The organism is Paenibacillus sedimenti (assembly GCF_014534655.1).
GTDB classification, from domain to species: Bacteria; Bacillota; Bacilli; order Paenibacillales; family NBRC-103111; genus Paenibacillus_E; species Paenibacillus_E sedimenti.
Window position 1 is genome coordinate 1 of the sequence record NZ_JACVVD010000032.1, and the last position, 13,839, is coordinate 13,839.

The following is a 13,839-nucleotide window of genomic DNA, read 5'->3' on the forward strand; positions in this document are numbered from 1 at the left end:
AAAATTTCCAGTACCAGACGTGCCTTTTCTTCAGGAGTAAACTTTCTTCTCGTGGATGCCATACAACTAAGAATCTCCTTTTTGGCTGTCTAGTTTCTATGTAGCATTATACTCTTTGATTCCATGCAGTTAAAAGAATAACTTACCCCAAGGCATTCTAGTGTAGTTTAAGTATTGACTTATTGTTTTCGAAAAAGCATCTGGTTTCGATAACATAGTTTTTGTCCTTTCATAATTTATTCGGCAATTTCGGCTAAAGTTATTTTGTTCCCGATCTTTAATTGCCGGACTCCAACAATTCATTCTCTTCATTTAATCGCACTTTCGGGAATTAGCTGATGTACGCCCACTTCTTGATTATACCATTAATATCCATTTAGTTCCCTTAGCTTCTTTAATATGACCTCAATATTATCTTGTAACTTGTTCTTGCCATTAATTATCAAATCAGAATTATCTCTTACTCTTTTTCCAATTTCAAGATACATCTCTCTAATGCCATTATTTAAATAATCAAATAAAAAATGATCCAACAAGTTTATTAAAACTGTTGAATCACTTCTCAAAAATGTAATTAAATCATATATTCTTCTACCAAGAGCAATTTCAGGTTCAAGATCAATATAGATTACATAGTCAATAAACTCTCGTATCTCCTTTCTTTCTCTTCCAAAAGGCTCTTCCAGTATTATAATCTGACCTGGTTGTATCGTTATTTCTTCTTTATTATAATTTTCAATTCCATATTCTTTTGCCCATCCAATCCCCTTTATAAATGAAACAGTTTTCCCATTCATTAATTGACGTAAATGAGTTTGTAATAAAGGAGTTGTAATGACATCTACATCTCCCCCGTTCGAGATCCAGTTGGTGATGTCCTCTGGGAAGTCCTTTCTTGAAGCATAATCATCAAAATAAAGGGCAACAGCAGACGGAATTGCTCTTGCCAATTCGGTTACCAGCGTACTCTTACCTGATCCAGAATAACCACTAACAATAATAACTAGAGGTTTCACTATTTTTCAGCTCCCTATAAAAAAATGATGAGGCAGAACTCCCGATTAGGGTTTCTGCCTCATATTGCTTGTATCATAACATGATTTAGCAAAATTTCAAGTGTTTTCATTTATTCCGTCCTTCTTCGATTCCACCTTCAAAGATCTCTAGATTCTCCTTCTAATCTCGTCATCAAATATATTGGTATGTAGCTTATCACCAAAATAATAAACATAAATTTGCAAAATAAAACGATATGACCTAACTGATTACTATCTGTTAGCATTACATATGTCTCCTTCAGGATATAGCCCGGTCTTGTCAAGACATCCCAGCTATTCCATCTAACAAACCTGCCAATATAAATGCCAAAACTACTCAGTATGAGAACTATCAATGCAAAAACCCAACTAACAATCATTCCATAAGATCTCCTGACTAATCTCTGTACGGAATACAATGAATACGATCCTAATAATACTCCTAGAAAAGCAATCGATGATAAAGTAAATAATTGTTTCCAGAATTCCATATCAGTCCAAAATCGCTGCGTCGGATCATAACTGTAGCGAACGAACACATGTAATAAATCAGTTACAAGATAAGGAGAATTGGGAAAAAAGAAAAACCATGCTGCTCCAAGCAACAAAATCATAATGGAACGAACAATTCGATACGATATGATGTAAATTAAATCAAGAAGTACAGCAATTATCACAGGTACCCAAGCCAAAAATGTATCCCAAAATATGAATAAATATGGTCTTACACCAGATGGCAGTCTGATATTGTAGACATTTGTTAGACAAATCAATGACGCGATACCTAAGGCTATGACAATTATGATCTTCTTCGGGTAATTAAGAGCATTGAGTTTTTCCATTTTAACCTCCTGATGGACCCATAAAATCAGTTGCTGGAATTTCTCATAACCTTCTTGCATGTGATGCCTCAGTTATCCTCGAGTTTACACACACCATATTCCTTTACAAGTCTCTTCGGAGCTATACTTCTCCAAGCCTTTAATATTAATCCTTTTAATTCTTCTGGTTCCACAGTGTTTAGATTAATATGCATGTAATATAAATTTGAAAATGAATCCGGGATTTTGTAAGTCTTAGGGTCCATAGTGGTGTAAATCATACGGTCTTCCCCAATTGTCTTTAGCGTTAATGTAATTCCATCTTCCTGTATAACAGCAAAAATCTTATTGTTGATTCGAAATGAGGGTTTACCCCAATGTTCAACTTCCTTTGATTCTGGCAAAGACAAAGCGTATTTCCGAACTTTATCAATTGTAATCATTGGAGCAACCTCCTCATACATATTTTACAAATTATCTATCCTGTTGAAACTTTTCAAAATTCTTAAATTATTTAAGGTTATATAACCCTTCCATTCTTTTCTGGCCACTTCCCATTCATCTTCGTATCTTCCCCATGACCAATTGGGTAACCATGCTCCATCCTCACTTTGAGTATTTATTAGTGAATCTAAATCATAAGGGAGCACATCACTATAAATGTAATAAAATTGAGAAGATGGCGAGTCTACAATTTTAAGCGGAACTGCACAATATCCGTTTCTTTCATTAGGATTTTTAACTATACAGTTATTAATAAATGATTCAATTTGTGGAAAGAATTGAGTTTGTAATTCGCGCGGCAATCTATCGAGCAGCCTTAAATAACAAAATAGCTCATGCATTTCTGATAGACTCGACCTGTTTTTAAGATACTCCACGCTATATGCCGTAATACTCTCAAGGAAGTCTTTTTCAACGAAGTCAGGGTATTCATAAAAGTAACCAAGTATTTCAGCATTTGGATTTCCCCAGTGCTCCTGAAACCCTTCGTAATTCCACCAAATAGCGCGAGGTGCTTGATTCGCGGCATCCGGTATAATTTCCCATCCATTATTGATTTCATCAAATGTATTAAAGAGAAAATCAAAACAATCTCTTACAAGTTGAATCTTGTGCTTAGAATCAATTCTAGTCAAATATTGAAGAGCAATGGTTGTAGCCAATGCCGAAGATTCGCTACATCTTAGATCTGGTTCCAGCGCATTGCCAAATCCCTTGTCTGAGTTTTGATAATACTTTAAAGCTGAGAGAACTTCTTCAGCATGACCATTTTCAAACTCATATCTGAACATAGATTTTTCTAATTCTCTTGCGTGATTTAAAATAAATTCTTTAGCTTTATAAAAATGATTTTGAGATAAAGTAGACATTATATCCCTCCTATACATTCACTGAATTCACATATCGTTCTTGTGTTCCCGAATCCTCACTGCCATAAGTGAGCTTGTTAATCACTTATTTTTTTAGATAATTCAACTAAATCTTTCTTATTTGGTAAATCTCTTTCTTCAAATTCTTTTTTTGATTCTTCTAATTCAGTAATTTGTTTTTTCAATTCTTGTTCTTGTATATTTGTTCTACGATTTCTTTTATTTGTATTTTTACCAATCTTGTCATAAATCATAATGAGTATAGTTGAGATAACTGCAAAATTAAAAATAAGCAAACCAGATATTCCGTAGATCTCATAAGAAAGTAAGTTAACAAAAATAAGAATAACAAGTAATGTAATATTCTTCATTTTTAACTTCACCTCAATCCTCTTTCATGAATATCTCCAATTCAAATTAGTCCTTAAATAGTTCTTTCAATATTCCATTTCGGTTTTCTAAAAATCTTCTGGTTATTTGATAATGTTCTGTATCTTCATAAGCAATTTCTGTTATTCTACTATTATCAAAACTTAATATATGTGCTCCCGGATAACCTAAGATTATGGGAGAATGAGTAGCGATAATAAATTGAGATGTATCTGCTAGATCATGAATAATTCGCAACAAAGATAGTTGCCTAGCCGGAGATAATGCAGCTTCAGGTTCATCAAGTAAATAAAGCCCTTTTCGATTAAATCTGTTAACAAACAGATTTAAAAATGACTCTCCATGGGATTGTTCATGCAATGAACGTCCACCATAATGCTCATGAGCACCAATACTATCAATATGAGACGCGAATTGGTAAAAAGATTCGGATCGCATAAAAAAACCATTAGAGATTTTGGGTAACCAAGATAGTCGCAAAAATTCTCCTAATGAAGATCCGGATGCATTAATCTCATAAAAATTATTCCTTCCGCCCCCAGCCGTATTATATCCACATTGATAAGCAATACCTTCAAGTATTGTAGATTTTCCTGAGCCGTTTTCACCGACAAAAAAAGTAACGTTGTTCTTGAATTCCAATTTATGCAATGAGTTTATTGTTGGAATATTAAATGGATACTGGTTACGATTTCCAATTTTTTCAATTAGTAATTCAACACTTCTAAGGTACATATGTGTGCTCCTATTCATGTTTTAGGCAGTGTCTGATAATGTTCTAGTATTCTTTAACCCTTACTGGCTTAAGGCGCGTAGTGCCGGGTTGTCTGCCTGAAACTACATCTCGAATTGCCTCGGGTAGACCAAAGGGCGTAAGGCTCGCTGCGTGAATATGGTATTAACAGAAGTTGTTGCCTTCTTCGAGATACATCTCAGGAATTATGAATCTCTTTACCTTTAGTCGTTCTAAAATTCTAAAATCATTTATTGATTGTTCTTCATATTCTTTTATAATTCTTGCGAATATCTTTCCAATTATTTTACAATCATCTAATGCGTCATGTCGCTTCAAATTACTTGTATCTATGTTGTAGTACTTAATCAAAAAATCTGTTGATACTACCTCAGTGATCTCTTGGTGTATATTTGTAAAAAGTGCTTTCGTATCTATGATACCATTCTGAATAAAAGGTAAATTATGTATCTGGCAAAGCTTCTCAAGTAATGGAACATCATATTCATAGCCAGCTTGAGTAACTAATACACAATCTCCAATAAACTCAATAAACTGACTATATGCTTCAGGAAATGAGGGAGCATGCATCATATCATGATTCGATATCCCTGTAAGTTGTTCCACTGCGAGCGGGATTGGCTTCGGGGATTTGACTAGAGAATTAAATGATTTATTCAGATTATCTTCTATGATAACCGCACCAATTTGGGTGATGAACTCTGTTCGGAAATTTATACCGGTACCTTCGAAATCAAAAACACAATATTTATTGCTTAATAGATTCGGTATGTATATTCCTTCAACTTCATACTTATCTTTGGATAAATACGAAATCTTCATAGGAATGCCCCCTTATTGGTTTGTACAATTCTGCAATAATTTCTGCTAACGTTGTTGTACGGTGTTATACGACGGAACTTCAGAAATCACCCGCAAAGGTTTTAAAAAACCGGGTTATATTTATATCTTATTGATATGTGTATCTTTAAAATCTGTACTATACTTCAATCCATACCCTGCAAGTCGATCGATTCCAATATGTGCTGTCCAGATTAATCCTGTTTGTAGTAATAATGATTGATCAAAGATTGTTCCGAAAAATATAAATATGCCACTTACTAAATAAGTATGAAATAAATTATATACTTTGGCCCCTATGTCATTTCCTCTAACATATCCAATCATAGATAAATCAGGTAGTAATAAAAACACAAAAAACCAAATCAACCTAAAATCATTAATAAAATATGTATAAAAACATGCTAAAAATACTAATAGTCCTTCTAACCTAATCACATATTTAACCAATTTAAAGTTCCCCATTCCCTAGTATATTCGAGTTTAGCTGAATTGAGTTACCCCAAGGATCGCCTGCAATCCGACGCGGGAAAACGGTGTTATACGCTGTTTCTCTGTCTTACCAATTCAATCTGAGCTAAATGGTGACGATCATGCCATAAAAACCTTTGTAATGCCTTCTCTAGACTCATAACACCGAAATATTCACTATTCATCGTTCGTTTATATTCTGAATGTTCCAGGTTTCGTAGTAAAACCAAAAAACGAGAATATATTATATCAATCAGTTGTAGTGAATTACTTATTGGTTCTTTGTAATCTATCAATTCTGCCCATTTATCATGATTGTAAGATGGTATTACGGGACACTCTTCGGTTAACGTTCTCTTAAATCGAAAATATGCATTTAAATTATTATCTGCTATATGGTGAACAATCTGTCTGATTGTCCATCCACCTAGCCGATATGTTGTATCTAATTGTTCTTCATTTAGGTCAATTACACTATTTCTAATTAGTAATGGTGTTTTCTCAATCTCTTGAATCCATACTTGAATGTCTTTAAAACTCGGATTTTTGTGTTCGATAAAATCATTCAGGAAAAGAGAACTATCCATTCTTTCACCTCTTTGTTTTGATTATGCTGATATTGAGTATAACGTTCATGTGTTCCCGAACTCTCACCACCTTAAGGCAACGATAGTGCCGGCCGCGATGCGGTTAGGTAGTGCTGTGTTGTCTGCCTGATTTCACTTCCCCGAAATCCTCTGGCAGACCGAGGGCGCTAGCCCGGAGCGTGAATACGGTGTTTTCTGTAGTATGACACTTCATGAATTAGCCCCCAAATAAAATATCTAAAATAGTTCCTAAAGACCCTGATTTCTTTCCCTGTAATACATCTGGATTATATATTTCAACAAATCCACAATTGTCACATGAAACAAATAAAAAATGATTATGTTCTATATCAAATAACTTACTTAAACCGGTTCCTGTCATAGCCACTTCTTTAATACTGCACTCATCATGTTTGCACTTTGAGCATTTAAACCTATTTATTATAAGATGTTCAATGTTCAATTCTGTATTATGTTCGTCTGATCTTGAAGGATCTTGATCTGATTCATTAAATCCTAAATTGTTCAAATGAACTGGTAGTACCTCATGCTTACATTCTGGACAAATATCAGATTGTAATTGAACTTGTTTATTACACCAAGGGCATTCAACCATGTTTTTCATCCTTTCTATTCAGTCATATTCTAGGTGACCAAGGGCCGTCAGGTCCGCAGCGTAAATACTGTGTTATATGATGGGGATGCCTCCTTGAAATACATTCATGAATTCTTTACTAGTTTTATCAATCCTTCGTATTATTTTCAGTCTTTTTCAATATTTTTTAGTTAATTTTTAATTTATAAAACTTATCCGAATCATTGAAGCAATTATTTAAGTGTGTTATCATATTACTAAGAAAGACCAAGTGCGCTAACACTTGGTCCATACAATTGGCTTGGATGGTAAATTCCCTTCAAGTTATAGGAAACGAAAACCCACCTTCGGCTGCTAATCTTCGGGTGGGTTTTTTACTTTCTCTTGTTGTTATTAATGTATGATAAAAGAGCAAGGATAAACATTCCAAAAAGGAACAAAATTGTCAATGCATCTTTTACTTCCATGGCTTCACCTCCTTTAGAAGGGAAACCATGCCCACCCAAGATTCAATTGTATTTATATTCTACATTTATTTTCTTTTGCGTACAAGTGTTCTTATTCGCTTGTGTTTTGGTTTTATTATGTTTTTTTAGTTTGCTCTTATCTTAGGAGGAAGGGTTTATCGGCCGCGATGCGGTTAGGTGTTGCAGGGTTGTCTGACTGATCATACTTCCCCGAATTGCCTCGGGCAGACCGAGAGTGCTAGCCCGAAGCGTGAATACGGTATTATATGAATTGCACTCTTCTTTGAAATAGCAAACTGTCTATTATTCTTGTAGTTTTGTTCTTATTCTCTGACAAATTTCTTCAACTTCTACTTTGCCCCCCCGTCTTCCTAGTGAATATTGTGAAACCTTGAACCCCCAAAACTCTTTTGGGGTATCAGGATATCTAGGAATTATATGTACATGAACATGAGCTACATTATCGCCAATAACTTGAACATATATATGCTCTGCTTCTTCGCTCTTTTTTAATGCTTTACTTATTTGGGTAATCATAAATCCTAATCTCTGACTTTCAGCATCCGTTAGATCAGCTAGAGTAGGTACATGTCGTTTGATATCAATCATTATATATCCAAGATATGTATCCTTGTTCAGGTCAAAACCTATATGTCCTATATAAACTAAGTCATCTTCAAATATTATTCCACCTGGTATTTCTATTTCTCCTTTGTGTTTACTACATATAAAACATTGTTGATTATCATTCATGTTAATCCCCTCAATTCAATTTATATAGTGTTTTATTTTATATTCATTGTTAGTGCATTTCATATAACGTTCCTCGTATTCACGACGCGACCCAGCCTTAGATAGCTCTTATCTTAGGCCGGGTCGTTTGTTGTCTGAGCTACCTCAATGAATATACATCTGACAACCAAGGAGCGTAAGCCCCGTAGCGTGAATGCAGTGTTATCAGAAGTTCATGACCTCATGAATTAACCTTCATATACTAAAACTAGGTCATCCATTTTCTTTTTTTGCCACCCTTGCTATCTGGTTAGACGAATTCCATTGTCCGAATATCAGTGTTTATTTACAGGGAATCTTAACACCGTTTTCAACTTTGCCGGTTCAGTCTTACGGGGATCAGACAAATAGATTTCCCGATGAATTTTGCTTGAACGGATAAATCCATGTTCTGTACAGAACGCTTCCATTCGCGCAAAGCTTTCCGGCTCATCGTCAAAGCTTCCAATATGCATCATTTGACAACTCAATCCATCTGAGGCTTGTTCGAACCTGACTTTCTCTAGGTAAGAATTTGGCTTTTTCCTCTTCGTCTGTTCCAGAAATCGATCGAACCCTTTTTCAGTCAAAAAATCGGGCTGGCGTATCATAATCGTGTACTTAAAATTGCTTTTGTCTGTCGCAGGCTTTGACCGATCAAGCAAGTCCCATAAGCCCTCAAGTGGAAAAACCGTATATTCATAGTTTCCAGCCGGCACATCATCACTTTTGTAAGACATTCTCACCGCATAACTCAAACTGTACAAAGCTTCTGTCGCTTTGGCAAATTCCTCGCCGTTAGGGTCCCCAGAACCACTGATCATAAAAAACGGCATCCTCGGCACTTCCACAATTTCAGGTAACGTTTTTGGCATATAGAGTTGCTTATAATCTTTTTTATAATCTACCTTTTTGCTCAAAGTCAATCTCTCCTTTATTACGATTTGAAAAGCTTAATTTGTTGAATATGAAAACTGTATATTATTTTCCAGGCCAATTAATTTTCTTATACATTTGATGCTCATCTATATAAACTACATTTCATGAATTTCTGATAACGTATAAGTATTCACGAACCCTTACTGGCTTAAGGAGAGTAGCCCCGGGTCCGACGGACTTAGCCAGTGCAGGGTTGTCTGTCTGATTCCTCTTCCTCGAATACTCCTCTGGCAGACCAAGGCGCGGCAGCCCCACAGCGTGAATACGGTGTTATTTGAAGATATTGCCTTCTGGCGTTACTATCATATGATCTTGTATGTAATCCAAAATTTCTTCATTTCTTTTTACAACGATTTTCTTATTTTTATATTGATTTGTTATTTCCTTAATCTCTTTAATAGCGTTTTTATCAAAGCCTCTATTCCATATAAATAGCATTTGATAAAGATCTTTAAGTGATTGCTTATAATTCGATTGTTCTAAACCTATTCTTGTTCTAATAAATCTCCGAATAACTCTAAAATCTCTAAAATATTTATTAGGTTCTATTATAAAAACTACTTCCGCCTTCTTAAAACTATCATGCCCCCACTTATAATGGGCTCCCTCAATTATCCAAGATTCTTGATCAAGTATTTCATTTAATTTAGCATCTCGGACTTCTACCGGATATTTAAGTTTCACAGCATTTCTATCCTAGACGATATTATCGAGTTCATGATAATTTACTCTATACTTCTTCGATATTTCTTTAGCTATATAGGATTTCCCGCTCCCGCAAGCTCCGATAATCCGTATTTTAATCTTTCTCAGCTCCTTGAACTATCCTAAAATAAACCTGTCTGCAATGATATCATATAACGTTCTTGTGATCCCGACGCCTCACTGACTTAAGCCCCGTTAGGGGCGGCCGCGACGCGGTTAGTCGGTGCAGGTGTGTCATTATTCAGTCATTCGAATTGAATTTATATTCTTTATACTCACCATTATCTGAAGAGAACTTCAGTAAATTACCATTCTCTGGTATACCCCTAAAATATGCGCCAATACAACCAGTTGTACATCTATGACCAGATATTAAAATATTAACTTCCCTTGTGCCATACTCAATTTCAAGTTCTCTCATAAATCCAAAAACTCTCTTAATGAAACTATTAATATCTTCTACGCCTTTATAAATGCCAGAGTCTGGAACTAACCCGGCCATTTTCACTTCATCTTTGTGTAATTTGTCAGCTTCACCCAAATCAAACACATCAAGTCTTTGGTCAATCTTCGCTCTCATTCCAGTTACTATCTCGGCTGTTTGAATTGCCCTTTCTTGTGGGGAGGAAAAGACATAATCAAATTTAATATTGCCAATTTTATCTCTTAAAGATTCGGCTTGCTTAGTGCCGTGATCATTTAATGGCAAGCCTTGCTTTCCTTGAAGTCTTCCTTCTTTGTTCAAATCTGTTTGTCCATGTCTAATTACATAGATCATAGTAATTTATCCTCCTTGATTCGTACGTGATTGTAATAATCTTTTAATCTTACTGTCTTTCCGGGCATATAACGTTGTTGCATTCCCGACGTCCCACCACCTTAAAGGAGCTTGAAGCCGGCTCCTGACTGGCCGCGTTGCGGTTAGGTGGTGCGGGTGTGTCGCCTGAATCACCTTCCCCGAAATGCCTCTCGGCGACCAAGGCCTCGTCAGGTGCCGCAGTAGGAATGGGGTGTTATGTGAAGTGACCGACTTCTCGAGTAATCCCTCAATCCCAGTAATTAAATACAACTTCTCCGATTGTCTTTGGATTCCAATATTTCAAATTCTTTATTTCATAGTCTCTTAGTCTTTCTAAATCATATATTTCAATGGGCTTATTTAGTAACTCTTTATTTAATATTTTGTATGGGTTTGGAAGGCTAGTATCGAATATGTCAATTGGATCTATGAAAATAATACCAGAGTAATCAACAGATGAGGCGAATGCTAACAGTGGATAGGTTGAATTCGATAATAAGTAATATTCTTTGTGATTTAACTCAATCAAGTATGTAAAAAAGTTCTTATTATTGGCCAATAATTCTTTGAATATTACTTTACCTTTATTCCAGTTCAATACTTGATATAAATACATTTCGAATTCCTTACTATCTTGCTCATCAAACTTATCAGGATATCTAATGAAACCGGTTATTCCAGGCTTCATAATTTCTTCGATTTGCATCCCTGAATCATCCTCAAATAACAATAGTACTCGGTCATTTCACCTAATGTTGTTGTGTTCCCGACGCCCCACCGCCTTAAGGCCCGTTAGGGCCGGACGCGCTGCGGTTAGGTTCAGGTGTGTCTACCTGATACGACTTCTCCGAAATGCCTCTTGCAGACCAAGGATCGCCTGTGATCCGACGCGGGAACACAGTGTTATAAGATGCCGGTGCCATCTTCGAAATAATAGCAAAAATAATTATCTGTCTTGAATAGGAGGTGTTGTGTCGATCCAATTCCATTCATTGTTATTAATAAAAATGCTTACTGCTTGACTGAATGTTATTCCCCAGTCTTTATAACTACTTATTAGATCAACGAACTCAGATATACTTTCCTTAGTTGGATTTATCAAGAGATTGTTGGTTAACTTAATATAATTCTCGGGCTTTTCAGGAGCCTCTTCCACTACACGCATTAATGATTTATGGCATGGAAACAAAATTCTGTTATATGCAAGAATCATTCTTCCAGAAAACAACACAATATTACTTATAGATTGACTCAATAAATAATGATTATTTTGTTCAATGGCTTTTATAGCAAAATACCTTCCATACAGTAGTACTTGTGCATAAAAATCAATAAGGTTTTTTTGACGATTTTCCTCTTGGTATATAGGAATTTGCTTAATTATTGACTCCAAACCTGAAATTCTCGTAAATGCAACGAAAGCCCCCATAAACGATGCTCTAGTCGGTTCACTTCCCTGTCTTAATGCGCTTTCTAAAAACTCATAGTTAATGATCTTCCCGTCTATGTAGCCTCCGGGATAGTCACATACATCCCCATTAAAATAAAACAGGTTGTTTTCAGTTTTTCTTCTATTAAATTCACTGTCAGTAACGACTAAATAAGTGTCAATGTCGGAATCATCTCGTGCGATTCCTTTAGCTATAGATCCAGCAATAATAATGGCAAGAAAATTTGAATCTTCTCGAAGAAATCTTACAAGATTATCTATTGACTTTTTGTGATGTTCTTTCATCAGAACCTGCTCCTTTATTGTTTTATAATAATTGCACCGGTTTCTTAAAACGTTCTTGTGTTCCCGAACCCTTTCCGCCCTAAGGCGAGTAGCGCCGGGTCCGACGGACTTGGGCGGTGCAAGGTTGTCTGCCTGATACTACATCTCGAATTGCTTCGGGCAGACCAAGGGGCGTATGCCCCGCAGCGGGAACACGGTGTTAGATGATGTCATATGCCCTCTTCGAAATTACCTAATTATGCTTTCAAATTCTTTAATATTCCATTTATTATTGTTATTGATTATTGTTATTACTTTCCTTCTCCTCGTCTTTCTCAGCATATCTTGTGACAATAATGTAACTTATTGTTTGTGTGTCAATGTTATTAGTTTCCATGATTTTATAATCTAGAAATTTCTTATTCATTAATTCAGCTATGTATTTGCTAAATCACTTAAATTACCTTTAAATTCTTTACCTTCTAGCATATGTATATTGTTTTTATATTCTCTTTCTACTAGGTAATTGTAATACTTGTTTATTAGGAATTCAGGGTTACTATCTCTATTATTAATATGATTTTTCCATGCAGATGCACCCACAATAGAAATGACTATTATTATTCCTGTAATTATGATCTTAAGTTTTTTCATGAAGCTCTCCTTATATATTGCATCATCTAACGTTGTTGTGTTCCCGAACCCTCATTGGCTTAAGGGGCGTTAGCCCCGAGTCCGACGGACTTCACCAGTGCAGGGTTGTCTGCCTGATTCCGCTTCCCCAAAATGCCTCGGGCAGACCAGGGCTCCGTCAGTCAGGAGCCGCAGCGTGAATACGGTGTTATACGCTGTTACTGCCTTCTTCGATTAGCTTACTAAAATGTAATCTCCATCTTCTATCTTTAATAGTTTTTTGTGTTCTGATCGTTCATATTCTTTTAATGTGTCCTCTTGGACTGAATATCTATTGCTATGAGGCAAAATTACCTCCCGTATCATTCCAATTGCTGTGAAATCAGTTAAGTGAATGGTGTTCCACTTTGGGTGCAATAAGTTTGCATGTTGTATAGTTTCTCCGAGTACAGCCGCCCCTGAACTATGACCAATTATTAAATGGCCCTTGTTCCTAAGGTCTAATAATATCTGATCCGTTTTTGATTTTTTAATCTGATTTAATAAGTGGAATGGATTTCCACCACCAATACAAATAATTGGAAAATCTCTTAATCTAGTTGGTTCTTCAGACTGTACATCTAAAAAATCTACTTCTATGAAACCTGCTCGCAGAAATATATCTCTAGTACTGACTTCATACGCTTGTCTAGCACTTAAATCCATCTGCGCTGTTGTAATTGTTATAATTCGTTTTTCAATTTTTTGATTCTCAACAAATTCAATAAAATGATTGAAAACATCTAAGTCATGAAGAAATGCCTTTGCAGTTAGAAATATTTGCATCATTGACTTATGGTGCTACAAGATGTCAAGACAGATATTATTAAACTTTAAGGTGTGAAATGATTCACATGTATGGATTAGATGTTTTTCTTTATTGCTTTGGATAAGTGATGCAGAT

The 13,839-nt window shown here is 35.6% G+C and carries 19 protein-coding genes; all 19 read right to left on the reverse strand.

The window, feature by feature from the left end:
- Nucleotides 1-365 precede the first annotated feature (365 nt).
- Nucleotides 366-1,016, reverse strand: a complete 651-nt coding sequence (locus ICC18_RS32975; protein ID WP_188178623.1) for a nucleoside/nucleotide kinase family protein — start codon at nucleotides 1,014-1,016, stop codon at nucleotides 366-368.
- A 137-nt stretch (nucleotides 1,017-1,153) separates the two neighbouring features.
- Nucleotides 1,154-1,879: a DUF1361 domain-containing protein gene (locus ICC18_RS32980; RefSeq protein WP_188178624.1), complete on the reverse strand. Its 726-nt coding sequence runs from the start codon at nucleotides 1,877-1,879 to the stop codon at nucleotides 1,154-1,156.
- Between the two features lie 68 nt (nucleotides 1,880-1,947).
- Complete coding sequence (locus tag ICC18_RS32985; protein ID WP_188178625.1) at nucleotides 1,948-2,301, reverse strand: MmcQ/YjbR family DNA-binding protein; 354 nt, start codon at nucleotides 2,299-2,301, stop codon at nucleotides 1,948-1,950.
- 24 nt (nucleotides 2,302-2,325) lie between these two features.
- Entirely contained in the window at nucleotides 2,326-3,231 is a 906-nt protein-coding gene (locus tag ICC18_RS32990) for a hypothetical protein (protein ID WP_188178626.1), read from the reverse strand.
- 77 nt (nucleotides 3,232-3,308) lie between these two features.
- Nucleotides 3,309-3,602 (reverse strand): hypothetical protein, encoded by a 294-nt coding sequence (locus tag ICC18_RS32995; RefSeq protein ID WP_188178627.1) that lies wholly within the window; start codon nucleotides 3,600-3,602, stop codon nucleotides 3,309-3,311.
- 46 nt (nucleotides 3,603-3,648) lie between these two features.
- Complete coding sequence (locus ICC18_RS33000; protein ID WP_188178628.1) at nucleotides 3,649-4,356, reverse strand: AAA family ATPase; 708 nt, start codon at nucleotides 4,354-4,356, stop codon at nucleotides 3,649-3,651.
- Nucleotides 4,357-4,519: 163 nt separating this feature from the next.
- The gene (locus ICC18_RS33005; protein ID WP_188178629.1) at nucleotides 4,520-5,197 is read right to left on the reverse strand and encodes a 3'-5' exonuclease; all 678 of its coding nucleotides are present in this window, start codon (nucleotides 5,195-5,197) and stop codon (nucleotides 4,520-4,522) included.
- 120 nt (nucleotides 5,198-5,317) lie between these two features.
- The gene (locus tag ICC18_RS33010; RefSeq protein WP_188178630.1) at nucleotides 5,318-5,665 is read right to left on the reverse strand and encodes a DUF4260 domain-containing protein; all 348 of its coding nucleotides are present in this window, start codon (nucleotides 5,663-5,665) and stop codon (nucleotides 5,318-5,320) included.
- Nucleotides 5,666-5,754: 89 nt separating this feature from the next.
- Nucleotides 5,755-6,273, reverse strand: coding sequence for a YfiT family bacillithiol transferase (locus tag ICC18_RS33015; protein ID WP_188178631.1), 519 nt, complete (start codon nucleotides 6,271-6,273; stop codon nucleotides 5,755-5,757).
- A gap of 217 nt (nucleotides 6,274-6,490) precedes the next feature.
- A complete protein-coding gene (locus tag ICC18_RS34225) occupies nucleotides 6,491-6,736 on the reverse strand; it encodes a zinc ribbon domain-containing protein (protein WP_223193086.1) in 246 nt (81 codons plus the stop codon).
- Between the two features lie 506 nt (nucleotides 6,737-7,242).
- Nucleotides 7,243-7,335, reverse strand: a complete 93-nt coding sequence (gene comI / locus ICC18_RS34230; protein ID WP_223193083.1) for a competence inhibitor ComI — start codon at nucleotides 7,333-7,335, stop codon at nucleotides 7,243-7,245.
- A gap of 303 nt (nucleotides 7,336-7,638) precedes the next feature.
- The gene (locus tag ICC18_RS33025) at nucleotides 7,639-8,088 is read right to left on the reverse strand and encodes an HIT family protein (protein ID WP_188178633.1); all 450 of its coding nucleotides are present in this window, start codon (nucleotides 8,086-8,088) and stop codon (nucleotides 7,639-7,641) included.
- A 314-nt stretch (nucleotides 8,089-8,402) separates the two neighbouring features.
- Nucleotides 8,403-9,026: a GyrI-like domain-containing protein gene (locus ICC18_RS33030; protein ID WP_223193084.1), complete on the reverse strand. Its 624-nt coding sequence runs from the start codon at nucleotides 9,024-9,026 to the stop codon at nucleotides 8,403-8,405.
- A gap of 289 nt (nucleotides 9,027-9,315) precedes the next feature.
- Nucleotides 9,316-9,729, reverse strand: coding sequence for a hypothetical protein (locus tag ICC18_RS33035; RefSeq protein WP_223193085.1), 414 nt, complete (start codon nucleotides 9,727-9,729; stop codon nucleotides 9,316-9,318).
- A 262-nt stretch (nucleotides 9,730-9,991) separates the two neighbouring features.
- The gene (locus ICC18_RS33040; protein WP_188178634.1) at nucleotides 9,992-10,528 is read right to left on the reverse strand and encodes a histidine phosphatase family protein; all 537 of its coding nucleotides are present in this window, start codon (nucleotides 10,526-10,528) and stop codon (nucleotides 9,992-9,994) included.
- Between the two features lie 268 nt (nucleotides 10,529-10,796).
- Complete coding sequence (locus ICC18_RS33045) at nucleotides 10,797-11,255, reverse strand: hypothetical protein (RefSeq protein ID WP_188178635.1); 459 nt, start codon at nucleotides 11,253-11,255, stop codon at nucleotides 10,797-10,799.
- A gap of 240 nt (nucleotides 11,256-11,495) precedes the next feature.
- Nucleotides 11,496-12,284, reverse strand: coding sequence for a nucleotidyltransferase domain-containing protein (locus ICC18_RS33050; RefSeq protein WP_188178636.1), 789 nt, complete (start codon nucleotides 12,282-12,284; stop codon nucleotides 11,496-11,498).
- 414 nt (nucleotides 12,285-12,698) lie between these two features.
- A complete protein-coding gene (locus tag ICC18_RS33055; RefSeq protein WP_188178637.1) occupies nucleotides 12,699-12,917 on the reverse strand; it encodes a hypothetical protein in 219 nt (72 codons plus the stop codon).
- A gap of 213 nt (nucleotides 12,918-13,130) precedes the next feature.
- Nucleotides 13,131-13,724, reverse strand: a complete 594-nt coding sequence (locus ICC18_RS33060) for a Type 1 glutamine amidotransferase-like domain-containing protein (protein WP_188178638.1) — start codon at nucleotides 13,722-13,724, stop codon at nucleotides 13,131-13,133.
- Nucleotides 13,725-13,839 lie beyond the last annotated feature (115 nt).